18 protein-coding genes, 1 tRNA gene and 1 pseudogene are annotated in these 25600 nt (G+C 51.2%); 8 read left to right on the plus strand and 12 right to left on the minus strand.

Annotated elements, in window-relative coordinates:
- Positions 1 to 3 precede the first annotated feature (3 nt).
- Positions 4 to 1770, minus strand: coding sequence for an adenine deaminase (gene adeD / locus BEG40_RS05500; protein ID WP_105285021.1), 1767 nt, complete (start codon positions 1768 to 1770; stop codon positions 4 to 6).
- Positions 1771 to 1944: 174 nt separating this feature from the next.
- Between adeD and adeQ the strand changes: the two genes are divergently transcribed.
- From adeQ to nepI, 3 genes are all read left to right on the plus strand, one after another.
- A complete protein-coding gene (adeQ, locus tag BEG40_RS05505) occupies positions 1945 to 3279 on the plus strand; it encodes an adenine permease AdeQ (protein ID WP_016159934.1) in 1335 nt (444 codons plus the stop codon).
- 52 nt (positions 3280 to 3331) lie between these two features.
- On the plus strand, positions 3332 to 3784 hold the full coding sequence (locus tag BEG40_RS05510; protein WP_105285022.1) for a DUF1198 domain-containing protein: 453 nt from the start codon (positions 3332 to 3334) through the stop codon (positions 3782 to 3784).
- A 210-nt stretch (positions 3785 to 3994) separates the two neighbouring features.
- Positions 3995 to 5185, plus strand: coding sequence for a purine ribonucleoside efflux pump NepI (gene nepI / locus BEG40_RS05520; RefSeq protein ID WP_105285024.1), 1191 nt, complete (start codon positions 3995 to 3997; stop codon positions 5183 to 5185).
- A gap of 41 nt (positions 5186 to 5226) precedes the next feature.
- Here nepI and yicS read toward each other — a convergent pair whose 3' ends face one another.
- Complete coding sequence (yicS, locus tag BEG40_RS05525) at positions 5227 to 5520, minus strand: protein YicS (protein WP_010344417.1); 294 nt, start codon at positions 5518 to 5520, stop codon at positions 5227 to 5229.
- 219 nt (positions 5521 to 5739) lie between these two features.
- On the opposite strand from yicS, the gene nlpA reads away from it, so the two are divergent.
- Complete coding sequence (gene nlpA, locus BEG40_RS05530) at positions 5740 to 6558, plus strand: lipoprotein NlpA (protein WP_000779442.1); 819 nt, start codon at positions 5740 to 5742, stop codon at positions 6556 to 6558.
- 3 nt (positions 6559 to 6561) lie between these two features.
- Here nlpA and BEG40_RS05535 read toward each other — a convergent pair.
- Positions 6562 to 7486 (minus strand): annotated as a pseudogene (locus BEG40_RS05535) (carboxylate/amino acid/amine transporter).
- A gap of 484 nt (positions 7487 to 7970) precedes the next feature.
- Between BEG40_RS05535 and fliB the strand changes: the two are divergent.
- Positions 7971 to 9188, plus strand: coding sequence for a flagellin lysine-N-methylase (gene fliB / locus BEG40_RS05540; protein WP_001586186.1), 1218 nt, complete (start codon positions 7971 to 7973; stop codon positions 9186 to 9188).
- 162 nt (positions 9189 to 9350) lie between these two features.
- Here fliB and BEG40_RS05545 read toward each other — a convergent pair.
- Positions 9351 to 9445: transfer RNA gene (locus tag BEG40_RS05545), tRNA-Sec, on the minus strand.
- Between the two features lie 305 nt (positions 9446 to 9750).
- Here BEG40_RS05545 and yicI point away from each other — a divergent pair.
- Positions 9751 to 12069: an alpha-xylosidase gene (yicI, locus tag BEG40_RS05550; RefSeq protein WP_105285025.1), complete on the plus strand. Its 2319-nt coding sequence runs from the start codon at positions 9751 to 9753 to the stop codon at positions 12067 to 12069.
- A gap of 52 nt (positions 12070 to 12121) precedes the next feature.
- Here yicI and BEG40_RS05555 read toward each other — a convergent pair whose 3' ends face one another.
- Together BEG40_RS05555 and xanP are read right to left on the minus strand one after the other, a co-directional pair.
- Positions 12122 to 13831 (minus strand): AsmA family protein, encoded by a 1710-nt coding sequence (locus BEG40_RS05555; RefSeq protein ID WP_105282458.1) that lies wholly within the window; start codon positions 13829 to 13831, stop codon positions 12122 to 12124.
- A 120-nt stretch (positions 13832 to 13951) separates the two neighbouring features.
- The gene (gene xanP / locus BEG40_RS05560; protein ID WP_016159940.1) at positions 13952 to 15343 is read right to left on the minus strand and encodes a xanthine/proton symporter XanP; all 1392 of its coding nucleotides are present in this window, start codon (positions 15341 to 15343) and stop codon (positions 13952 to 13954) included.
- A gap of 279 nt (positions 15344 to 15622) precedes the next feature.
- Between xanP and gltS the strand changes: the two genes are divergently transcribed.
- A complete protein-coding gene (gene gltS / locus BEG40_RS05565; RefSeq protein WP_000468835.1) occupies positions 15623 to 16828 on the plus strand; it encodes a sodium/glutamate symporter in 1206 nt (401 codons plus the stop codon).
- A 189-nt stretch (positions 16829 to 17017) separates the two neighbouring features.
- Here gltS and recG read toward each other — a convergent pair whose 3' ends face one another.
- From recG to gmk, 5 genes are read right to left on the minus strand one after another with little or no spacing between them, the layout of a single operon-like run.
- Entirely contained in the window at positions 17018 to 19099 is a 2082-nt protein-coding gene (gene recG, locus BEG40_RS05570) for an ATP-dependent DNA helicase RecG (protein ID WP_105285026.1), read from the minus strand.
- A 5-nt stretch (positions 19100 to 19104) separates the two neighbouring features.
- Positions 19105 to 19794: a tRNA (guanosine(18)-2'-O)-methyltransferase TrmH gene (gene trmH / locus BEG40_RS05575; protein ID WP_001070180.1), complete on the minus strand. Its 690-nt coding sequence runs from the start codon at positions 19792 to 19794 to the stop codon at positions 19105 to 19107.
- Positions 19795 to 19800: 6 nt separating this feature from the next.
- On the minus strand, positions 19801 to 21909 hold the full coding sequence (gene spoT, locus BEG40_RS05580; protein ID WP_105285027.1) for a bifunctional GTP diphosphokinase/guanosine-3',5'-bis pyrophosphate 3'-pyrophosphohydrolase: 2109 nt from the start codon (positions 21907 to 21909) through the stop codon (positions 19801 to 19803).
- An 18-nt stretch (positions 21910 to 21927) separates the two neighbouring features.
- A complete protein-coding gene (gene rpoZ, locus BEG40_RS05585) occupies positions 21928 to 22203 on the minus strand; it encodes a DNA-directed RNA polymerase subunit omega (protein ID WP_000135058.1) in 276 nt (91 codons plus the stop codon).
- Positions 22204 to 22257: 54 nt separating this feature from the next.
- A complete protein-coding gene (gene gmk / locus BEG40_RS05590; protein WP_001295237.1) occupies positions 22258 to 22881 on the minus strand; it encodes a guanylate kinase in 624 nt (207 codons plus the stop codon).
- Between the two features lie 257 nt (positions 22882 to 23138).
- Here gmk and ligB point away from each other — a divergent pair, with 257 nt between their 5' ends.
- Positions 23139 to 24824 carry an NAD-dependent DNA ligase LigB gene (gene ligB / locus BEG40_RS05600; protein WP_105285028.1) on the plus strand — a complete coding sequence of 562 codons (1686 nt, stop codon included), beginning with the start codon at positions 23139 to 23141 and terminating at the stop codon, positions 24822 to 24824.
- On the opposite strand, the gene BEG40_RS05605 is transcribed toward ligB, so the two are convergent.
- Positions 24821 to 25438 carry a trimeric intracellular cation channel family protein gene (locus tag BEG40_RS05605; protein ID WP_105285029.1) on the minus strand — a complete coding sequence of 206 codons (618 nt, stop codon included), beginning with the start codon at positions 25436 to 25438 and terminating at the stop codon, positions 24821 to 24823. The two genes, ligB and BEG40_RS05605, sit on opposite strands and share 4 nt — an antisense overlap.
- Positions 25439 to 25600 lie beyond the last annotated feature (162 nt).

Here is a 25600-nt window from a genome sequence, read left to right on the forward strand (position 1 = left end):
TTTTTATTCTGCAATTTCCAGCGTAGTGAAGGCAAACTTCTCGCCATCAAACAACCCCTGGCTGGTCAGTTTCAACGCGGGGATCACTGGCAGGGAAAGAAACGCCATCTGAATAAACGGTTCATCCGGTAACGGACCACATTCGCGGGCGGCGACTTTCAGGGCGTCAATTTGTTCCGCCAGCGACTGCGCCGTGTCGGTGCTCATCAGCCCGGCAATGGGCAACGGTAGATGGCTCTGCACCTGACCGTCACGTACAACACACAGCCCGCCGCCATCCTGAATCACCTGATTGACCGCCAGCGCCATCTCTTCTGCACTACGACCGATCACCACAATATTATGGCTGTCATGGCTGACCGTCGCAGCCAGCGCGCCTTCATTCAAACCAAAGCCGCCGAGCAAGCCACAGGCCGGAGCCAGCCGTTGCCCGTAACGCTCAAGTACGGCAATAAAGCACACATCATCGCGATCAAAACCGTTTTCACTGTAAACACTGGAGCGGGAGTGCGTAATCAGCTCATTATGGATAACGTCAATGACCCGATAGCGTTTTCCAGGGGTAAATTGCAGGGCAAAGTCGCTGGCGGAAACCGGCTGGCGAGCAATAGTATTGCCATACGGTGGGGCGGATTGCGCCAGTCTCGCCGACTCTTGTGCCTGCAAAGTTTGCGCGTCAATCGGTTCGCCTTTCACCAACACCTGCTGCACCGTGACCTTTCGCGCATCACTTAACAGGACGATATCGGCCTGCTTGCCGGGCGCCAGTAAACCGAGATTATTAAGACCAAAATGGCGCGCTGTTGACCAACTGGCTACGCGATATGCCACATGCAGCGGCACATTGTGCTGTTCGATCAGGCGGCGAATTAAGGCATCGATATGCCCTTCATGGGCGATTTCCCACGGGTTACGGTCATCGGTACAGAGCATACATTGCGGGCTGTTAAATTCGTTGATCAACGGTGCCAGCGCGTTAAGGTTGCGGGCAGCGGACCCTTCGCGGATCATCAACGACATGCCGAGTTGTAATTTCCGACGGCCTTCTTCCAGCAAATAGCTCTCATGGCAGTTTTCAATACCGGCGGCAATATAGGCGTTAAGTTCTTTACCGCCTAAACCGGGGCAGTGACCGTCCAGCGTCAGATGACGAAATGCGTCCAGTTTATCGAGCAGCGCATCCTGCCCGCTAATTACGCCTGGGTAGTCCATCATCTCCGCGAGGCCAGTAACCTGCGGGTGATCTCGCCAGGCGAGCATCTGTTCGAGAGTAAAACTGGCGCCGTTTACATCGCAGCCTTCCAGTGCGGGTACGCAAGAGCTGACTTGCAAATACTGATTCTGCTTTGCCTGTTCGGCGCAGCGGGCAAACCAGGCGAATCCGGCTTCGCCCATGACATTGACGATTTCATGGGGATCGCAAATAACAGTTGTCAGGCCGCGTGGCAGGGTGGCTGTTTCAAAGGTGACCGGCGTCATCATGCTGGATTCAATATGCAGGTGAGCATCAATAAATCCTGGTACTGCCGTTGCGCCGTTAGCATCAATTCGGTGTAAAGCCGGAGCGTTGACGTATTCTGCACCAACACCGGCAATGTAACGCCCTTTAATCACAATCGGGCCGGAAATTTCTCCGCCATTGATCAGATCCAGAATAGAGACATTATCAATAATATAATCGGCAACGGCTTCGCCACGGGAAACGGCTAACAATTCCTGGTATTCGCTCCGACTAATGTAATGAAATTTATGGTTAATAGAATTATTCATGTTTTTCTCATTTTGATTTTATCAAATTGATTATTATTTATCATAAAGAAACGTCGCGAGATTATTAAAGAATATCCATTAATGTGCAATTGAAATGTGATAATTATCACTGAACCAGTGTTGTCATTTGTTTTACAAAAGCAAGGATTTAAAATTCCTTCAATGGACAAAAAAATGAATAATGACAATACCGATTACGTGAGTAATGAATCAGGGACGCTTTCGCGATTATTTAAACTTCCTCAACATGGAACCACCGTCCGCACAGAATTGATTGCGGGGATGACCACTTTTTTAACCATGGTGTACATCGTTTTTGTTAACCCGCAAATCCTCGGTGCGGCACAAATGGATCCGAAAGTGGTATTTGTCACCACTTGTTTAATTGCCGGTATTGGCAGCATTGCGATGGGGATATTTGCTAACTTGCCCGTGGCGCTGGCACCGGCGATGGGGCTGAACGCCTTCTTCGCGTTCGTGGTCGTGGGGGCGATGGGGATCTCCTGGCAGACCGGGATGGGAGCCATATTTTGGGGCGCAATCGGACTGTTTTTGCTCACGCTTTTTCGTATCCGTTACTGGATGATTTCCAACATTCCGTTAAGCTTACGTATTGGTATCACCAGTGGTATCGGGTTATTTATTGCCTTGATGGGATTAAAAAATACCGGTGTTATTGTTGCCAATAAAGATACGCTGGTTATGATTGGCGATTTAAGTTCTCACGGCGTGTTGTTAGGTATTTTAGGTTTTTTTATTATAACCGTGTTGTCATCACGTAATTTTCATGCGGCGGTGTTGGTTTCTATTGTTGTTACTTCCTGCTGTGGATTATTTTTCGGTGATGTTCATTTTAGCGGCATCTATTCCATTCCACCCGATATTAGCGGTGTCATTGGTGAAGTCGATTTGAGCGGCGCGTTGTCGCTTGAACTTGCCGGTATCATTTTCTCCTTTATGCTGATCAACCTATTTGATTCATCAGGAACATTAATTGGGGTAACTGATAAAGCTGGCTTAATAGATAGTAATGGTAAATTCCCTAATATGAATAAGGCGCTGTATGTCGATAGCGTCAGTTCGGTGGCGGGTGCGTTTATCGGCACCTCGTCTGTTACCGCCTATATTGAAAGTACTTCTGGTGTGGCGGTCGGTGGCCGCACGGGGCTGACTGCGGTTGTGGTCGGCGTTATGTTCCTGTTGGTTATGTTCTTCTCACCGCTGGTGGCAATGGTTCCCCCCTATGCGACTGCCGGGGCGCTCATCTTTGTGGGCGTGTTAATGACCTCAAGTCTGGCGCGCGTTAACTGGGATGATTTTACCGAATCGGTGCCCGCATTTATTACTACGGTGATGATGCCCTTTACTTTCTCGATCACCGAAGGTATCGCGCTGGGCTTTATGTCGTACTGCATTATGAAAGTTTGTACCGGACGATGGCGCGATCTGAACCTGTGTGTGGTGGTTGTAGCGGCGCTGTTTGCGCTGAAAATCATCCTGGTGGATTAGTATCTGATAAGTGTTTCCAGATATCATGAGTGCCGGTTACGCAGGAGAACTCATGATCTGGATAATGCTCGCTACGCTGGCGGTGGTGTTTGTGGTTGGTTTTCGGGTGCTGACATCCGGAGCCAGAAAGGCGATTCGCCGCCTGAGCGATCGGCTGAATATTGATGTCGTACCCATCGAATCGATGGTCGATCAGATGGGAAAGTCAGCGGGTGACGAATTTTTACGTTATCTGCATCGCCCGGATGAGTCGCACCTGCAAAATGCTGCGCAGGTGTTGCTCATCTGGCAAATTGTCATTGTCGATGGCAGCGAACAGAATCTGCTGCAATGGCATCGAATTTTACAAAAAGCCCGCCTTGCTGCTCCCATTACCGATGCACAAGTAAGGCTGGCGCTGGGTTTTCTGCGCGAAACAGAACCTGAAATGCAGGAGATTAACGCTTTCCAGATGCGTTATAACGCGTTCTTTCAGCCTGTTGAGGGCGTTCATTGGCTGCATTAAAACCGCTTCGTCTTATCAGCCTACAGACCGCGCCTGACCTGTAGGGGGGATAAGGCGTTCATGCCGCATTCGGTAATCTTTGCCCTGTTCCGTTTCGATCTTAACTCCAGCTCAAGCAACACCGTAAAAGTTGCAAAAACGTTAAATACGTCACACATTTCAATGCTAAACTGACCGGCTTTTCCCCTGAAACATGCCACGGGTAACACCATGAGTGAACATATCGAAGAAAACTGTGGCGCGGATGCCATCACCCAACCGAACTGGTCAGCCGTTTTCTCGGTGGCGTTTTGCGTCGCCTGCCTGATTATCGTTGAGTTTTTGCCTGTTAGTTTGCTGACGCCGATGGCGCAGGATTTAGGGATTTCGGAAGGGCTTGCCGGGCAATCGGTGACTGTGACCGCCTTTGTGGCGATGTTTGCCAGTTTGTTTATTACCCAGACAATTCAGTCCACCGACCGCCGCTACGTTGTCATTCTGTTCGCCGTCTTGCTGACGCTCTCTTGCTTGCTGGTTTCCTTTGCCAGCTCGTTCAGAATGTTATTAATCGGTCGAGCCTGTCTCGGGCTGGCGCTGGGCGGATTCTGGGCGATGTCAGCGTCGCTGACCATGCGTCTGGTGCCGCCTCGTACGGTGCCGAAGGCGCTGTCGGTGATCTTCGGCGCGGTTTCTATTGCGCTGGTGATTGCCGCGCCGTTAGGCAGCTTTTTAGGCGAGCTTATCGGCTGGCGCAATGTCTTTAATGCGGCAGCGGTGATGGGCGTGCTGTGTATTATCTGGATTATCAAATCATTGCCTTCGCTGCCTGGCGAACCCTCGCATCAGAAACAAAATACCTTCCGCCTGTTGCAGCGTCCGGGGGTGATGGCCGGGATGATTGCTATCTTTATGTCCTTTGCGGGGCAGTTCGCTTTCTTCACGTATATTCGTCCTGTGTATATGAATCTGGCGGGATTCGGCGTGGATGGCTTAACACTGGTGCTGCTGAGTTTTGGTATCGCCAGTTTTGTCGGTACGTCGCTTTCGTCGATCATTCTTAAACGTTCAGTAAAACTGGCCTTAGCGGGAGCACCGTTAGTGCTTGCTCTTAGTGCGCTGGTACTGACGTTGTGGGGAAGCGATAAAATTGTTGCTACCGGCGTGGCGATTATCTGGGGGCTGACCTTTGCTTTAATTCCCGTGGGCTGGTCAACGTGGATCACCCGCTCATTAGCCGACCAGGCAGAAAAGGCGGGATCTATTCAGGTGGCTGTTATTCAGCTTGCCAATACCTGCGGCGCGGCAATTGGCGGTTATGCACTGGATAACATTGGCCTGACTTCGCCGTTAATATTGTCCGGCATGTTGATGTTGCTTACCGCGCTGTTGGTTACTGCAAAAGTGAAAATGAAGAAATCCTGATATCAGGCTAAAGAAGTGTTGGTCAGCGGCTGTTGCCGCTCTTACATATCCGGGCATTCTACCCTGCCCAACGCTTCCCAGTAGTTACTCTGATTATTACGCTCCATCGCCACGATGGCTTCGCGTATGTGTTGTTTATTGCTTTCATCAGACAACATTAACTTTTCCCACGCTTCATCTGATAACGATGCCTGCGGGGTACAAATTTTTCGCAAATCCTGTAATACCGTATTTTTCTCTTTCGCCGATTGTAACGAGCTAAAAGGCGACTCGGCATATACCATACCCGGCATCGCGAAAACAGCGAAAATAAGAAGCAGCGTCGTTGGTTTCATGAGTTCTACCTTTTTACAAATGGCATCGAATGAAGCATAAGTGTAGTTTGTTTTCATCGCTCTAATCATGCTGTACGAAACGCGTTTTAGTATTCAGTAAGAAGTGCCAGACCTTATATTCCTCTTTTATTCCTTTTTCTTCTTATCGATAGCATTTCGTTTTTTAACCGCAGCGACCTTACCGCTATAGTCAGGTAATCATTAATAAAAGGATAAAAAATGAAACTGACAACACATCATCTACGAACAGGAGTAGCGTTATTACTGGCAGGAATACTACTGGCAGGCTGCGACCAGCAAAGTAGCGATACAAAACACATTAAAGTTGGGGTCATAAACGGTGCCGAACAGGATGTGGCGGAAGTCGCTAAAAAAGTGGCTAAAGAGAAGTATGGCCTTGAGGTTGAACTGATTGGATTTAGTGGTTCATTGCTGCCGAACGATGCAACAAATCATGGTGAACTGGATGCCAATGTATTCCAGCATCGCCCTTTCCTTGAACAGGATAATCAGGCGCACGGTTATAAACTGGTGGCGGTGGGGAATACCTTTGTCTTCCCCATGGCGGGCTATTCGAAAAAAATCAAAACGGTCGATCAGCTAGAAGATGGGGCGACAGTGGCGATTCCGAATGATCCGACCAACCTTGGGCGGGCGCTGTTACTGTTGCAAAAAGAGAAACTGATTACGTTGCAAGAGGGGAAAGGTTTACTGCCAACGGCGTTGGATATTACCGATAACCCGCGTCATTTACAGATTATGGAACTGGAAGGGGCACAGTTGCCGCGCGTACTGGACGACCCGAAAGTGGATGTGGCGATTATCAGCACGACTTATATTCAGCAAACCGGGCTTTCCCCGGTGCATGACAGCGTATTTATTGAAGATAAAAATTCGCCGTATGTGAACATTCTGGTGGCGCGGGAAGATAACAAGGATGCAGAAAACGTGAAGGAATTTTTGCAATCTTATCAATCACCGGAAGTTGCTAAAGCGGCAGAAACTATCTTTAACGGTGGCGCGGTGCCGGGCTGGTAATTATCAACCGCGCCGCGCCGGACGATTACATTTTTCTGGCGCGGCGGCGGGAATCCATTGAAATCAAAATCACCGATGACAGAATCAGCAGCGTTCCCAGCCAGTCAGGTAATGTGAAAGTGATCCCCAGCAGCAGTAAAGAGAGCAGCGCGCTACTTAATGGTTCTGCACAGCTCAAAATGCTGGCTTTTGGCCCGCCAATTAACTGTGCGCCTTTCAGATACAGACTAAAAGTCAGCGAAGTTCCAATTACCACCAGATAGAAAAACGCCAGAATCAGACTGCCATTAACCACAAAATTTGTTCCTTGTCCGGCATAAAAGGGCAGCAGGATCAGACCACCAATGAGCATACTCCAGCCAACCACTGGCAGCGTGCCGTAACGGGCAATGAGCGTTGAGGGGTATGTCGTATAGAATGCGGCAGCAAATGCCGAGGCGATACCCCAGAATAACGCAGCAGGAGAGATCGATAATGATGTCGGATTACCGTGTGTCACCAATAAAAACGTACCAATCAGCGATGTCAGAATGGCGCAAAAAACCAGGATGCCGGGGCGTGATTTACGTACCAGTGAGAACCATGCCACGATAATCGTTGGTGATAAAAATTGCAGCACCGTTGCTGTAGCGGCATTGGATTTTTCAATTGTCAGTAAGAAAGTCAGCTGGACGGTCAGTGCGCCAACAACGGAAAAAATCAGCAGGCTGATGGCATCTTTATGATTTTTAATGATTGAGAAGACTTTATCGCCGTGGACAAAGGAGAGCGTTAGCAGAATAAAACCGGCAAATATCAGTCGCGTCATGGTAAGAAACTGCGATGACATCTGGCTTTGCTCCATGATGTATTGTGCGCAGACACCTGAACTTCCCCACAATACGGCGGCAATTAGAACGTTCAGCATCCCCTTTCTGGTGGAACCCATTTTTCCCCTCTGCATACGGTTTTGTCGTTTATGTATGCAGGCATGATAGCAAAAATGGCAAGGATGGCTCTGTTCATATAAAGCATATTTATGTTGCCTTTCAGCAATAGTTACGCATCTTTATCAATAACAGGCAGGCCGTTGATACGTCTGACATTATTATCGCCAGCCAGAAGCAATCTAAAAATAAAATCGACCGTGAGGCTTTTATATTATTCTCGTCGGAACCATGAATATTCTTCTCATAAGTATCCTTCATGGTTTGCGTAGGTCGTTATTCAAAAGCATCGAAATTTCTTATCACGTCGCAATGAAATATTTTGCATTAGCGTCGCTGACAAATAGCGTGGGTAATTTGATGAGGTCGAGCATTATTCTTTATCTTTATGAAACGCGTGAAATGCTTATTAAACCGTCATGTTATGGCGTTATCATTTTTTTCTGACAACATGCTACTGTTCGCTTTTTAAACGCGAAGAATGTTATGCAAATCCATAAAGTGATCAAACCCGAGTTTGTGAAGAAGTTTTCCTGTGTCGGTCCTGACTGCCTGATTTCCTGTTGTCAGGGATGGCAAATAGATATCGACAAGAAAACTCATCATGATTACCTCAACGCACACCATCCGGAAATCTCCAGCCTGGCGAAAGAGAATTTGATGCTGGTGCGAAAAGGTAAACAAAGATATTCGAGAATTAAGCTGGACGCGCAGGGGCAGTGTCCGTTTCTCGACGAAAATAAACTCTGCCTGGTTCACCGCGAGCTGGGAGGCAACGCGCTTTCAGTTACCTGTTCTACTTATCCACGTTGTAAAAAGCACTACGCGGATACAACTCGTTATTCGATGACGCTTTCATGTCCAGAAGTAGCCCGTCTGGTATTGTTCGATGCCGACAGCATGTTAGTGCATGAACAAGATGAGCTGCTGGCGAAGGCGAAAAACAATATCATCGCCCGGCAGCAGCCGGTTAATCAGATCCAACAGATTGTGCATCTCTTTGCCTGGCACCTTCTACAGGCACCATCGTTGAACGTTGAAGAGAACCTGATGGCGCTGGCACAGTTTATGGTTTACTTGCAACGCATTGAGTTCGATCTGCATCGCCATTTTGCGCAGGCCGAACAGTATCATCAGGAACTATTAAGCGAGCTGGCGGCAGGTATAAGTTTGATTCATCGTTCAACGTCAACGGAGTCGGTTGGATTGAAGGTGCGCGCGCTGTCGGCATTGGGTTCACTTATCGCGAATGAAGGCGCCAGGGATAACATTATCGCTGGGGTGCATCGGAAGATGGCGGCGTATTTAAACATTACAGCCAGTACGGATAAGCAGGATCTGGTCGACAAGTTTGCAGTTCTGGATAAGCAATGGCAGCAACTTTGCCAGGATTCTATCCTTAGCGCCCCGCATGTATTGCGCAATTTACTGACCTACAAAATTTACCACTGTCATTTTCCAGATGCTGATTTCTCAACGATCATGCGCCAGGTTTACCGTTTAATCCTCGATTATTTCTATATAAAGCATTTGTTGAGTGTGACATCGCTGGAAGTAACTCCTGATGAGGCAACTGTGTTAAAGATTGTGGCGAGCCTTGCCGAGAAAACCTTGCATTCACCAATTATCAATCAGCGGATGGATAAAGCGATTGACATGATCAATGCCGGGGATGATCTCTCCTGCCTGCTGTTGATTTGTTAAATTCGCCTGCCGGAGACTGGGTTAAGTCTTTGTCTGACATGTCGCCGCCATTGCAATAAATGTTATGAAAGAACTCGGTTAAGCCGATTGAATCATGAACAGAAGAAAATGTCTGGTTTTAATCGTATTACAAGGGATTGGTGAACGTCAGAAGAGGCATTTTGGCGGAAGATCACAGGAGTCGAACCTGCCCGGGACCGCTGGCGGCCCCAACTGGATTTGAAGTCCAGCCGCCTCACCGGAGACGACGATCTTCCGCGCCTCGATTGCTACATGGAGGCGGGGCGCATTATAGCTAGTTCCTCGCCTTATCACATCCCCCATCACACTTTTTTCCGTATCGTTTCGTCTTGCCATGATCCCTTTCACAGAAACCTTCAGCAAATCCATAAGTTACATTTTGGCGCTACCGCGATCACAGAAAACAAGAAACGTAAGTTGATAACAAAAAATAGCAATATCCGCACTCTTAAGGATGGTTTACTTTCGGGCTGTCTGACTGGCGCCTTCTTCACTTGTCATGCTTGCGGTAACAAAAATTTCAGAACGAAAGGAACGGATTATGAAAATCAGCGATGGAAACTGGCTTATTCAACCTGGTCTTAATTTGATTCACCCCATCCAGGTTTTTGATGTTGAGCTGCGGGGAAAGGAGATGGTGGTTTACGCCGCGCCGCGTGATGTGCGGGAGCGTACCTGGCAGTTGGATACGCCACTGTTTACGCTGCGCTTTTTTTCACCTCAGGAAGGTGTGGTTGGCGTGCGGATTGAGCATTTTCAAGGGGCGCTGGATAACGGTCCGCACTACCCGCTTAATGTGTTGCATGACGTTCCGGTGGAGATGCAAAACACAATTGAATATGCCGAGCTGAAGAGCGGTAATTTGAGTGTTCGTGTTACCAAAGGTGAATTCTGGTCGCTCGATTTTCTGCGCAATGGTGTGCGTATTACCGGTAGCCAGTTGAAAAATAACGGCTATATACAGGACACCAACACCAACCGTAGCTACATGTTTGAGCGCCTGGATCTCGGTGTCGGTGAAACAGTATACGGTCTGGGGGAACGCTTCACCGCGCTGGTGCGTAACGGTCAGACGGTGGAAACCTGGAACCGTGACGGCGGAACCAGCACCGAACAGGCGTACAAAAACATCCCGTTCTATATCACCAACCGTGGCTACGGCGTGCTGGTTAATCATCCGCAGTGCGTCTCGTTTGAAGTGGGATCGGAGAAAGTCTCCAAAGTGCAGTTCAGCGTCGAGGGTGAATATCTCGAATACTTTGTTATCGATGGCCCGACGCCGAAAGCGGTGCTCGATCGTTATACCCGTTTTACCGGGCGTCCGGCACTGCCGCCAGCATGGTCCTTTGGTTTGTGGTTAACGACTTCATTTACCACTAATTATGACGAAGCTACGGTAAACAGCTTTATCGACGGCATGGCGGAACGTAATCTGCCGCTACATGTTTTCCACTTCGACTGTTTCTGGATGAAAGCCTTCCAGTGGTGCGATTTTGAGTGGGATCCGGTCACTTTCCCTGACCCGGAAGGGATGATTCGCCGCTTGAAAGCGAAAGGGCTGAAAATCTGCGTCTGGATTAACCCTTATATAGGGCAAAAATCGCCGGTATTTAAAGAGTTGCAAGAGAAAGGATATTTACTCAAACGCCCGGACGGCTCGTTATGGCAATGGGATAAATGGCAGCCAGGCCTGGCGATTTATGATTTTACCAACCCAGATGCCTGCAAATGGTACGCCGATAAACTGAAAGGCCTGGTAGCGATGGGCGTCGATTGCTTTAAGACCGACTTTGGCGAACGTATTCCAACAGACGTTCAGTGGTTTGACGGTTCCGATCCGCAGAAAATGCATAATCATTATGCGTACATCTACAACGAACTGGTATGGAACGTCCTGAAAGACACTGTCGGTGAGGAAGAGGCCGTCCTGTTTGCCCGTTCCGCTTCTGTGGGCGCACAGCAATTTCCCGTGCACTGGGGCGGAGACTGCTACGCCAATTACGAATCGATGGCGGAAAGCCTGCGCGGCGGGTTATCTATTGGCCTTTCCGGTTTTGGTTTCTGGAGCCACGATATCGGTGGCTTTGAGAATACCGCTCCGGCACACGTTTACAAACGCTGGTGTGCATTTGGTTTGCTCTCCAGCCATAGCCGTTTGCATGGCAGCAAATCTTATCGTGTGCCGTGGGCCTATGATGATGAATCCTGCGATGTCGTGCGCCATTTCACACAGCTTAAATGCCGCATGATGCCGTATCTGTACCGCGAAGCCGCTCGTGCTAACGCGCTGGGTACGCCGATGATGCGCGCAATGGTGATGGAGTTCCCGGACGATCCAGCCTGTGATTATCTTGACCGTCAATATATGTTGGGCGACAGCGTGATGGTTGCGCCAGTGTTCTCTGAAGCGGGCGATGTACAGTTTTACCTTCCAGAAGGTCGCTGGACGCATCTGTGGCGTAACGATGAAACAGAAGGCAGCCGTTGGCATAAACAGCAGCATGATTTTCTTAGTTTGCCGGTTTACGTGCGTGACAACACCTTACTGGCGCTGGGGAACAATGATCAACGCCCCGACTACGCATGGCATGAAGGCACAGCTTTCCAACTCTTTAATCTGCAAGACGGGCGTGAAGCTGTCTGTGAAGTGCCCGCCGCCGACGGTTCGGTGATCTTCACCCTGAAAGCGGCGCGTACTGAAAATACGATTATCGTGACAGGCGCGGGCGAGGCGAAGAACTGGACACTGTGCTTGCGTAATATTGCGAAAGTAAATGGTTTGCAAGGCGGTTCGCAGACCGAAACTGAGTTGGGTGTGGTGGTGTCGCCAGTGGGTAACTCACTGACAATTATGCTGTAATTTGTTGAAAAAATGCCGGGTACGGCTATGTCGTGCCCGGCGAGATTGATTTTTACTGCACTGGCTCCGTTGACGTGACTTCGCCACTGGAAACGACGCCAGCATTCATGGTTTGTGTTACCTGCTGCTTTTCTGCGTTCACAGCATGGAGTTGTCCGTTAACCGTAGGTTTTAGCGGTACATCGGTCTGAATATCGCCGCTGGCGGTGAGCTGAATATTGCCATCGCCCGTAATCGGTAACTCTGGCCATCCCCACTGTTGCAAAATGTTCATCGGCACACCGCGTCCGTTCAGGCTGATATGGGTCTGGCGCTGCGGCGTTTGTGAGACGCTGGCAGTAGCTTCAAGAATGCCTTTCTCGGTAAACGCGCTAAGTTCGCTGATATTCACCGTGCTGCTATTGGCGGTTAGCGCCAGCGACGGGCGACGAACGTCGACACGATTGAACGTTGCGGCGGCGGCATTCAGGTTCGCCGTGCCACTCCAGACGCCCCACTTATGATCGGCAACCAGCGTCAGATTCGCGCCATAACCATCCAGCGCAGTGAGCTGCCACGGGAAGTTCGGATCGATATCAATGATCAGGTTGCGGCTGGCGCTGAATCTCTTCAGTAGCAGGCGGTTTAACCAGCCTGGGGTCGTTTCCATCCACAACTGTTGCCAGTTTTTCGGCAAGGTATATTCCAGCCCGACAATCGCTGCATCGTCGAGGATCAGCGTTTTCCCGTCGCGTTGCCAGTTCCCTGACGTTCGGACCATTCCGCCTTCCCAGCGGCTGGTGAACTGGCGAAGCGCCACGCCCTGTGGGGAAAACTCCGCGTTCATAATCGGGTCAAATAAATGCAGCGAACCATAAATAAACTCGCTGGCGTTCATTGACAGCTTGCCTTCCTGCGTCTGCCAGTCATCTTTAATGAAGGTCATGTTGCGCAAGCTGAGATCGAGGTCGGTCACCGCCCAGTCCGGACCTTGCAGGCGAGCGTCGATCACTTCAAGGCGACCAATCTGCAACGACGGGACAGAGCGCAAAGGTGCAAAGAAATCGGTCAGAGATTTTTCGCTTTGCAGACGGATATCAGCCAGGCGCAGATTTTCCACCTGCCAGCTACCATCGGCATTACGCTGCGCATTACCGGTTAATGAACCACGGGCGATATCGGCGCCCAGATTCGTAAGCGTGACGCGATCGTTATCAATAGTGCCTTCAATCAGTACATTGGTAGCAGCAACATCGTTGAGCGACAGAGAGCCGGCACTGAACTGAATTTGAGCCTTCGTGCCCAGGACTTTACCGGCTTCCGGCGACCACGGAACGACGCCGCCATTTACTCGCTGTGCGCTGAGATTCCACTCGCTATTGGGGCTGTTAAACGCCATATCACGCAGTTGCAGACGATCCGCTTTGAACGGTAGTGGCGCGGTCTGGCCGGTGAGATTTAGCGTCCCGTTTTCCAGCAGGATAGTATCAACATGGCGTGGCTCGCTCAGTTGCCGACTACTTAGCGCAATATCGACACTTTTCGCCACCAGAGTGGCAGGTTGACCATCGCGACCGAATGTGACGTTCTCCAGCACGATATGAGATGGCGCGGAAAAGCGGTGATCCATCGCCCCGAAGGTCAAATGATAGTCGCTATTCCTGGATATCCATGCGCTGATATGCTCTGCTCCCCAGCGGGTTTGCAGCAGGAAATAGAGGCCAGCGATCGCCACGAATAGCGCGATGAAAATGTAGAGAAGCAGCTTCCCAATAAATTTCATGGTCTTCCATCCCGTGAAATGCACATAAGGGAGTTATGCACGATTTACGCGCATTCCTCAAGGCGGGAATGGAGAAAGCGAGTTGCTACGGCGGTAAAGAATTTTACCGCCGCGAGTGGATTACTGTTTTTCTGGCGGGAAAATCAGATTCAGCACAATGGCAGTGATACCGCCAGCGGCGATCCCGGAGGAGAGCAGGTTTTTCAGCCATTCAGGGGCAAACTGCAAAATCAGCGGTTGCTGAGACACGCCCAGACCGACCGCCAGCGACAGCGCGATAATCAGAATGGCTCGACGGTTCAGTGGCTCACGAGAAACGATACGCACACCGGATGCGGCGATAGTACCAAACATCACCAGCGTAGCGCCGCCAAGTACCGGCTCCGGAATATGCTGCACAAAACCGCTCACAGCCGGGAACAGGCCGAGCACAATCAGCATCAGTGCGACGACAAAACCGACATAACGGCTGGCAACACCGGTCAACTGGATCACACCGTTGTTCTGCCCGAAGCAGGAGTTCGGGAAGGTGTTAAACACCGCCGATACAAACGAGTTCAGGCCGTTTGCCAGTACGCCGCCTTTCAGGCGTTTCATGTACAGCGGACCGGAAACCGGTTGTTCGGAAACGTCGGAGGTGGCGGTGATATCGCCAATAGTTTCCAGCGAGGTGATCATAAAGACCAGCATTAGCGGCAGCAGCAGACTCCATTCAATACCAAGCCCGTAATAGAGCGGTGTTGGCACCATAATCAGTTCTTGCGTCATCGGCTCGTTGCTTTCTGGCAACATGCCCATAAACCACGCCAGCGCATATCCGGCTGCCATCGCAATCACCAGCGAGGCCACGCGTAAGTAAGGGTTACGTTGACGGTTAAGCAGAATGATTAAAGCTAAGACCACACCCGCCAGCAGCAGATTTTTCGGTGCGCCAAAGGTGTTATCGTTCATGGCCGCATAACCGCCGCCAATGGACGTTAACCCAACCTGTATTAGCGACAGGCCGATAATCATCACCACTACGCCAGAAACCAGCGGCGTAATAATGCGGCGCGCCAGGTGCAAAACGCGGGAGATTACCATTTCGGTGCAGCTTGCCAGCATCAGTGTGCCGAAGAGCGCCGCCATCATGGTTGGAACATCGGCGCCACCAGTCTTCAGTGCCGTTCCACCCATAATCAGCGGGGCAACGAAGTTAAAGCTGGTGCCCTGAATAGACAACAACCCGGAACCAACCGGCCCCCAGGCTTTAATCTGAATAATCGACGCCACACCGGAGGCAAACAGCGACATACTAATAATGTGTTGCGTGTCCTGTGCTGGTAAACCCAGCGCCTGGCAAATTAACAGTGCTGGCGTGATTACCGCGACAAACATCGCCAGCAGATGCTGACAGGCGGCAAACAGAGTTTGAGCAAGCGGCGGACGATCTTCAAGACGATAAATCAGTTCGCTGTTTTGAGTCTGCGCAACCGGTTGCGCATTTTCTGACTCTAGGGTGGAAACAGACATCGAAAACAATCCCGTGGTGGCAAAGCGGGCATTTTAGCTGACCGAAAGGTAAAAGCAAACGTTTGCCATGCATTCTTCTAAATATTTAAATGCGATAAATGCACTTTTTTATATAACTTTTGGTTGTTTTCTGCTTAAAATCCATGCCATTTTTTTATTTTCAGCTGAGAATTCGAACCGGGATAGCATGACTCGATACTCGTCATATTTCGCCCTAATGCACATGCGCGATGAAGTATGACGAGTGTGAAAGAGTGGTGCGGACACAAAGGAGTAACTATGTTTCATCTCGATACTTTAGCAACGCTTGTTGCTGCAACGCTGACGTTGCTGCTCGGGCGCAAGTTGGTCCATTCCGTCTCCTTTCTGAAGAAATACACCATACCTGAACCAGTTGCCGGAGGGTTGCTGGTGGCACTGGCGCTGCTGGTGCTGAAAAAAAGTATGGGCTGGGAAGTCAATTTTGATATGTCCCTGCGCGATCCGTTGATGCTGGCATTCTTCGCAACCATTGGTCTGAATGCCAATATTGCCAGCCTGCGTGCCGGTGGGCGTGTGGTGGGGATTTTCCTCATCGTGGTTGTTGGCCTGTTGGTGATGCAAAATGCTATCGGCATTGGGATGGCAAGCCTGTTAGGGCTTGATCCGCTGATGGGGCTGCTGGCCGGTTCTATTACGCTTTCTGGCGGACACGGTACGGGAGCTGCGTGGAGTAAATTGTTCATTGAACGTTATGGCTTCACCAACGCGACGGAAGTGGCGATGGCCTGTGCAACTTTTGGTCTGGTGCTGGGCGGCTTGATTGGGGGGCCGGTGGCGCGGTATCTGGTGAAGCACTCCACCACGCCGAACGGTATTCCGGATGACCAGGAAGTCCCCACCGCATTTGAAAAGCCGGACGTGGGGCGCATGATCACTTCGCTGGTACTAATTGAAACCATCGCGCTGATTGCTATCTGTCTGACGGTGGGGAAAATTGTTGCGCAACTTTTGGCTGGCACCGCTTTTGAATTGCCAACCTTCGTTTGCGTGCTTTTTGTGGGCGTGATTCTGAGCAACGGTTTGTCCATGATGGGCTTTTACCGTGTCTTTGAGCGTGCGGTATCGGTTCTGGGTAACGTAAGCCTGTCGTTGTTCCTGGCGATGGCGTTGATGGGGCTGAAGCTGTGGGAGCTGGCTTCGCTGGCGCTGCCGATGCTGGCGATTCTGGTCGCACAGACTATCTTCATGGCGTTGTACGCTATCTTCGTCACCTGGCGCATGATGGGCAAAAACTACGATGCGGCGGTGCTGGCTGCGGGTCACTGTGGTTTTGGCCTTGGTGCAACTCCAACGGCAATCGCCAACATGCAGGCGATTACCGAACGCTTTGGCCCGTCGCACATGGCCTTCCTGGTGGTGCCGATGGTCGGTGCGTTCTTTATCGATATCGTTAACGCCCTGGTGATTAAGCTGTATTTGATGTTGCCGATTTTTGCGGGGTAACCGATGAAGCGGCGGTATGTGTGCCGCCGCAACAAAGACAAATGCCAGATACGCTTCGCTTATCTGGCCTGCGTAATGATTATCAATTTATTGATTTTTTTTGGTTTTTTGTAGGTCGGATAAGGCGTTCACGCCGCATTCGGCAGGAAGGTAAATCAACCTGAAACGGCGGTCTTCTCTCCGCCGTCTTTATGCATTTGAGTAGCGTTCCGTCTCCGGCATCCAGCGTTCTATCAGGGCTTTTGCCTGTTGTGGGTAACGTTCGTGAATATGCCGTGCCAGGCGCTGAACTTCTGGGATCATGGCCTGATCGCGCAATAAATCTGCCACTTTAAATTCGGCATTACCCGTCTGACGCGTACCTAACAATTCACCAGGGCCGCGAATCTCCAAATCTTTTTGTGCAATCACAAACCCGTCGCTGCTGTCACGCAGCACTTGCAGGCGAATTTGCGCCGTTTTGGAGAGCGGCGTTTTGTAGAGCAGCACGCAGTGAGAAGCCACCGCGCCACGCCCCACGCGCCCGCGAAGCTGGTGTAACTGCGCCAGACCCAGGCGCTCCGGGTTTTCGATAATCATCAGGCTGGCGTTAGGCACATCAACGCCGACTTCAATGACGGTAGTGGCAACCAACAGGTGTAACTCGCCTTGTTTAAACGACGCCATCACCGCCTGTTTCTCGGCAGGTTTCATACGCCCATGTACCAGGCCAACGTTCAGTTCCGGCAACGCCAATTTCAACTCTTCCCAGGTAGCTTCCGCTGCCTGCGCTTCCAGTAACTCTGACTCTTCAATCAACGTACAAACCCAGTAAGCCTGACGTCCTTCAGTCATGCAGGCGTGACGCACGCGGTCAATGATGTCGTTACGACGCGTATCCGGGATTGCCACTGTCGTCACTGGTGTACGCCCTGGCGGCAGTTCATCAATGACCGAGGTATCGAGATCGGCATAGGCGGTCATTGCCAGCGTGCGGGGGATCGGCGTGGCGGTCATGATCAACTGATGAGGATGGAAGCCTTGCTGCTGGCCTTTTTCCCACAATGCCAGACGCTGATGCACACCGAAACGATGCTGTTCGTCGATGATCACCAGCGCCAGACCGTTAAACTGTACCTGTTCCTGGAAGATGGCGTGAGTGCCGACAATCATCTGCACCTGACCGTTGGCGATGGCTTCCTGCTGCGCCAGTCGCGCTTTACCTTTCTGCTTACCAGCCAGCCAACCCACTTCAATACCCAGCGGCTCAAACCAGTTGCGAAAGTTATTGGCGTGCTGTTCGGCGAGCAACTCGGTTGGTGCCATCAGCGCCACCTGTTTACCGTGAGCAATTGCACGCAGCGCGGCGAGGGCAGCAACCAGCGTTTTACCGGAACCTACATCGCCTTGTACCAGACGCATCATGGGAACATCCAGCGCCATATCGCGCTCGATCTCCGCCACCACACGTGCCTGAGCGCCCGTTGGTTTGAACGGTAAGGCGGCAAGGAGTTTATTTTTCAGCGCCTCATTGGCGCTAAGCGGTTGGGCATGAAAACGTTGTGCTCCAGCGCGTAACGCCAGCATACTGAGGTTGTGCGCCAGCAGTTCTTCCAGAATCAGACGACGTTGTGCCGGATGCTGCCCGCTTTCCAGATCGCTAAGTTGCAGCGTCGGCGGCGGGCGATGCAGCGTTCTCAAGGCTTCCGGCAGCGTCATCATCCCTTGTGACAGTTCCGGCGGCAACAGTTCTTCAATAGCGCAGGTGTCGAGCAGATCCAGCGCCTGGTCGGTTAATTTACGCAGCGTTGCCTGTTTAACGCCTTCAGTCGTTGGGTAAACCGGCGTAAGCGTTTCCTGTAGCTCCGGGGTACTGAGATCACCCTGTACGCGATATTCCGGATGGATCATCTCCGCGCCATATTTGCCGCGCTTTGCTTCGCCGTAGGCCAGCACGCGGCGGCCCGTCGCCAGGCTATTTTTCATCGCCGCGCTGAAATTGAAAAAGCGCATGGTGAGAATGCCGGAACCGTCGCTAATCTGGCAGGTCATCATCCGCCGACCGCCGAAGGAGATATTACAGTTCAGCACTTCGCCTTCCACCGTGGCATAAACGCCCGGCAGTAGCTCACCGATGGGGTAGAGATGGGTGCGATCTTCGTAGCGCAGAGGAAGGTGTAACAGTAAGTCCTGCACGGTATGCAGGTTGATTTTCGCCAGCTTATTACTTTGCGCCGCGCCAACGCCCGTTAGGGAACTGAGCGGGACAGCATCTAACAGGCGACCTTTCATGGCGCTTACCCTGCAGCCTGCATGGTGGCCCACCAGTTAGCATCGGCTTCAATTTCACCTTGCTGATTGACGTGGGGATAGGGCAGACCTTTGCGTTTTGCGACTTTCGCCAGTACCGGATAGCCGCCTTCAAACAGCAGGCGTTGTTGTTCTGCTTCCGGTAACATGCTGTTTTCACGCAGATACATGCCAGCGTTTTGCCGCTGACGCTGGGCTTCGTAAAGAATGAGTGCTGATGCGACGGAGACGTTCAGCGACTGCACCATGCCGATCATCGGAATGATGATGTCCTGATCCGCCAGTGCTAACGCTTCCTGCGTGATGCCCGTTTTCTCCTGACCCATCAAAATACAGGTCGGGCGGGTGTAATCAATTTCGCGGAAATCGACGGCGTTATCAGAAAGATGTGTAGCCAGAATCTGCATTCCCTGGCCTTTCAGATGGGCGACAGCATCGCCAATGGTGCGGTGCGTTTTCACCTGTACCCAACTGTTGCTGCCAGCCGCAGCCGAGGCCATAGTGCGCATCCGGCTGCCAGGCCAGACGGCATGAACTTCATGTACGCCAACGGCATCTGCGGTACGAATGATCGCAGAAACGTTATGGGGTTTGTGAACCTGTTCCATGCAGACGGTCAGATCAGGCTGCCGCCTGGCGAGCATTTCACAGATGCGTGCATAACGTGTTGGGTTCATAAAACATTAATTTCTGTTTCGGGTGACTTTAATCACGTCTGGCATCACACGGATTTTGCGCATGATATTTGCCAGATGTACGCGATCCCGGGCGGTCAGGCGAATAAAGGCACTGTAGACGCGACCATCTTTCTCTTCCGTATTCAAACTTTGAATATTGGAATTGGTGGTGTTGATCGCCGCTGTCAGGTTTGCCAGCGCACCCTGATGGTTGAACATTTCCACCTTGATTTCAGTAATGAACTCCTGCGCCGTCTCTTTATCCCATTCCACAGCCATAAACTTCTCTGGCTCTTTCTGGTAGCCACGGATGTTACGGCAGGACTCATGGTGGATCACCAGACCTTTACCGGGGCTAACATGGGCGATGATCGGGTCGCCGGGAATAGGGCGGCAGCATTTCGCAAAAGTGATTAACACGCCATCAGCGCCTTTAATCGGCAGATGCCCGTGGCTTTGGGTTGCTGGTGGAATGGAACCGTCTCCCTGCTGGAGATTCTTTGCTACCACTACGCTCATTGCATTGCCAAGACCGATTTCTGCCAGCAAATCGTCAAGCGTCGCCAGTTTCATGCGATCCAGTTCGCGCTGAATATTTTCCTGCGGGATTTCATTCAGCTTACGGCTGCCACCCAACGCGTGGTTGAGCAGGCGACGACCCAGACTGACGGAATCATCACGCTTGAGGTTTTTCAGCAACTGGCGAATTTTGGCGCGTGCTTTCGAGCTGACGACAAAGTTCAGCCAGGCGGCATTCGGGCGAGCGCCCGGTGCGGTAATGATTTCAACGGTTTGTCCGCTGGAGAGTGGCTGCGACAGCGGGTAAGGCTGACGATCAACTCGCGCACCCACGCAGGCATGACCGATATCGGTATGCACCGCGTACGCGAAGTCAACAGGCGTGGCACCGGCAGGCAGTTCGACAATGCGCCCTTCCGGTGTGAAAACGTAAATCTCATCCGGGAAGAGATCGGATTTAACGCTCTCGATAAATTCAAATGAGCTACCGGCGCTCTGCTGAAGCTCCAGCAGGCTCTGCATCCAACGCTGGGCGCGGATTTGCGCAGTGGTGCTGGTCTCGCCGTGCTCTTTATAAGCCCAGTGTGCGGCAACACCCATCTCCGCCATTTGATCCATATCTTCGGTACGGATCTGGACTTCAACCGGAACGCCGTGGGGGCCAATCATTGAGGTGTGCAAAGACTGATAACCGTTCGCTTTTGGAATGGCGATGTAGTCTTTCACGCGACCTGGACGCGGCTTATACAGGCTGTGCATCTGACCGAGCACGCGATAACAGGTATCGGAATCATTGACGATCACGCGGAAGGCGTAGATATCCATGATTGAGTGAAAACGCTGCTCTTTGAGCACCATTTTGCAGTAAATCGAATAAAGATGTTTCTCGCGACCACTGACGCGGCACGGTATTCCCGCTTCCTGCAAACGTCCTTCGATTTCAGAGAGGATTTTTTGGATCATCTCTTTACGGTTGCCGCGCGCGGCTTTCACCACTTCTTTAATTACGCGGTAACGGTTGGGATACAGCGCCTCAAAACCCAACTCTTCGAGTTCGGTTTTAATATGGTGGATACCTAAACGGTGTGCCAGCGGGCTGTAGATTTCGAGAGTTTCGCGGGCGATGCGGCGACGTTTGTCTGGTCGAAGTGAGCCCAGCGTGCGCATGTTGTGGGTACGGTCTGCGAGTTTGATGAGGATGACGCGGATATCCTGCACCATCGCCATAATCATCTTGCGAAAGTTTTCGGCCTGCGCCTCTTTCTTATCGCGAAACTTGAGTTTATCAAGTTTCGACACCCCCTCTACCAGCTCGGCGACGCTTTTGCCAAAAAGCTGTTCCATGTCCTGGTAGGTGGCGGGAGTATCTTCAATCACGTCATGCAGCAGGGCAGCCATCAGCGTTTCATAGTCGAGTTTCATCTCGGCCAGAATGCAGGCAACCGCTACCGGGTGCGTGATATAGGGTTCACCGCTTGAACGTGTTTGCCCCTCGTGAGCATCACGTGCAACGAGATACGCCTGCCGCAGACGCTTGATTTGGTCTTCCGGCAGGTAGGTTTGAATCAGTTGATTCAGGCTTTCAAACAGATACAAGGGCGACCCGCTTTGTGATTAACGACGACCTTCAGCAATAGCGGTAACGGCTTGTAATTCAGCGGCTTCCTGCTCTTGCTGTTCCTGGCGTTCGCGAACGTCGAGGATCTGGTTGTTGATCAGACCTTCTTCGATTTCGCGCAGCGCGATTACAGTGGTTTTATCGTTTTCTTCCGGTACCAGCGGATCCTTTCCGCCTACCTGCATCTGACGAGCGCGACGCGCGGCGACCAGTACCAGGTCAAAACGGTTACCAATTTTCTCTACAGCGTCCTGAACAGTTACGCGTGCCATACTTAAAAAGCTCCACAGGTGAAGAAATGACTGGGCATGATACTGAAATCAGGTTCAGTCTGCCAACAATTTGCTGATTAAAGCGTCATGACGCTGCTTTTGGCGGCTCATGCGCAGACGTTCGGCGCGAATAATGGTCTTCAAATCGGTCAACGCGGTATCGAAGTCATCATTCACAATCAGGTAATCATATTCGGCGTAATGGCTCATTTCTGCAACAGCTTGCGCCATACGCTTTGCAATGACCTCTTCGCTGTCCTGACCGCGACCGCGTAGACGGCGGTCCAGTTCAATTTTGGACGGCGGTAAAATAAAGATACTCCGCGCGTGCGGCATCTTCTGGCGAATTTGCTGCGCACCCTGCCAGTCGATATCGAGAAAAACATCGACACCGGTCGCCAGGACTTGCTCAATGGCCTCACGCGAAGTGCCATAGTAATTACCAAAAACTTCTGCGTGTTCGAGGAACGCATCTCTGCTAATCATTTCTTTAAATTCATCATGATTAACAAAGAAATAATGTTCACCGTGGACTTCACCAGGACGCGGTTGGCGTGTGGTGTGTGAAACAGAAACCTGGGTGTCATACAACGGTTGGGTTTTTAATAAAGCCTGAATCAGGCTGGATTTACCCGCGCCACTGGGGGCAGAAACAATATAAAGCGTGCCTTGAGCCATGAGTATCTTTCGTATGTGATTAGCGAAATAAAGCCTACATACGAGCTTATTATACACGGCGCGGTCACGTGACGTAGCCCTTGCTCATACTTTTTGCGCAAAGTTGTTGCGTTTTGCGTAGCTGTTTCCGCAATTCCCTGTCATTTGCTGCAATCAGAACGATTCTCTGGAAGCGTCCTCGCACACTTCGTTTTTGCCACTCGGATTTACATTCACCACGTTGTATACCTGCCCGCCTGACTACAGCGGAGGTGATGATGAAAGTATGGATAGCGGTGTTAATGGGGATTTTGTGCTGGCAATCATCGGCGCAGGCGGTCTGCCCAGCCTGGTCGCCCGCCAGAGCGCATGAAGAAATTTCCCGCCTGCAACAACAAATAAAACAGTGGGACGATGATTACTGGAAATTAGGGAAAAGCGACGTGGAAGACAGTGTTTACGATCAGATAAGCGCCCGTCTTACGCAGTGGCAACGTTGTTTTGGTGAAGAGACGCATCGTGACGCCATGATGCCGCTTTTAAACGGCACGGTTATCCATCCGGTTGCACATACGGGCGTACGTAAAATGGCGGATAAAAATGCGTTAAGCCTGTGGATGCGTGAACGCAGCGATCTTTGGGTGCAGCCAAAAGTTGATGGCGTTGCGGTAACCCTGGTTTATCGGGACGGGAAACTGAACAAAGCAATCAGTCGCGGCAATGGCCTGAAAGGCGAGGACTGGACGCAGAAAGTTAGCTTAATTTCCTCTGTGCCGCAAACCGTTAGCGGGCCTTTAGCCAACAGTACGCTGCAGGGGGAAATATTTCTCAAACGCGAGGGGCATATCCAACAACAAATGGGGGGAATGAATGCGCGCTCGAAAGTCGCGGGCATGATGATGCGGCAGAACAATACTGACGCGCTAAATTCACTTGGCGTGTTTATCTGGGCGTGGCCGGATGGACCGCAGTTAATGACCGAGCGATTGCAACAGCTTGCAACCGCAGGGTTTAGTCTGACGCAGATGTACACTCGCGCAGTCAAAAATGCTGATGAGGTTGAGCGGATACGTAATGAGTGGTGGAAAACAGCGTTACCCTTTGTTACCGATGGTGTCGTTGTGCGAGCGGCGAAAGAACCCGAATCCATCCATTGGCTACCGGGTCAGGCGAACTGGTTGGTGGCGTGGAAATATCAACCCGTGGCACAGGTTGCCGAAGTGAATGCGATTCAGTTTGCGGTGGGTAAGAGCGGCAAAATATCGGTGGTGGCGTCACTCGCGCCTGTCATGCTGGATGATAAAAAAGTTCAGCGGGTGAATATTGGTTCCGTCAGGCGCTGGCAGGAATGGGATATTGCGCCTGGCGATCAAATTCTCGTCAGTCTCGCCGGTCAGGGTATTCCACGCATTGATGATGTGGTCTGGCGCGGAACGGAACGTACTAAACCAATGCCGCCAGAAAACCGCTTTAATTCGTTGACCTGCTACTTTGCTTCTGATGTTTGTCAGGAGCAATTCGTTTCACGGCTAGTCTGGCTGGGGTCAAAACAGGTTTTGGGTCTGGACGGCATTGGTGAAGCTGGCTGGCGTGCGCTGCATCAGACTCATCGTTTTGAGCATATCTTTTCATGGCTTCAGTTAACGCCAGAGCAATTACGGAACACGCCGGGGATAGCGAAAAGCAAAAGCGAGCAGTTATGGCATCAGTTTAATCTGGCACGTAAGCAGCCTTTTACCCGCTGGGTGATGGCAATGGGAATACCCTTAACCCAGGCGGCGCTTAACGCCAGCGATTCCAGCACCTGGGAGCAAGTTTTGCAGAGAAGCGAACAGCATTGGCGGCAACTGCCAGAGACAGGATCTCGTCGTGCCAGCCAACTTATTGAATGGAAAGATAATGGGCAAATCAAGATGCTGGGCAACTGGCTGGCTGCCCAGCAGATCACAGGTTTTGTACCTTAGTGACCTCCGTGGCTGTAGTAAAAGACGGGTAAACCCAGCTTAAGACGCAGCGCCAGCAAGCGAGCGAAAAAGCCAAACACCAGAGTGGAAATAATCACCACATCATGGTTAGAGACGTAGTGTTGCAACGCGATATAGAGTACGGCGGAGGCAAATGAAACCCCAGCATACAGCTCTTTCTGAAAGACCAGCGGGATGCGTTTACAGAACATATCGCGCAAAACGCCGCCAAACACACCGGTCGTCACCGCCGCGACAACGGCAATGATCGGACCGTGCCCCATATCCAGCGCGACTTGTGCACCAATAATAGAAAAAACTACCAGCCCGAGCGCATCAAGCACCAGAAAGACTTTGCGCAGATAAGGCATCACCGGGGCAACAATAGTGGTCAGTACGGCGGCTGTGGCAACAATAATCACATATTCCGGATGCTTGACCCAACCGAGCGGATAGTGGCCCAAAAGAATATCCCGCACTGAGCCACCACCGATTGCGGTGGCGGTCGCAATGATAATTACGCCAAATGTATCCATTCGGCGTCGCCCAGCCGCCAGCGCCCCCGTCATGGCTTCGGCGGTAATACCAACCAAATACAAAATGTGTAAAAGCATGGTTCTCTCCCTAAAAATCTGTCTGGCAGGGTAGCGATTTGTGCACATTGTCACGATTGAGATTTTTTAAGGTGAGTTTGGATTGATAATTTATAGTTATGTGAAATTGGTACTTTCTGCAAAGCTAATGCATTTTTCTGATGTTGTGTTAAGAAAAATGCA

The sequence above is a fragment of the Escherichia sp. MOD1-EC5495 genome, assembly GCF_002965965.1.
Lineage (GTDB): Bacteria > Pseudomonadota > Gammaproteobacteria > Enterobacterales > Enterobacteriaceae > Escherichia > Escherichia ruysiae.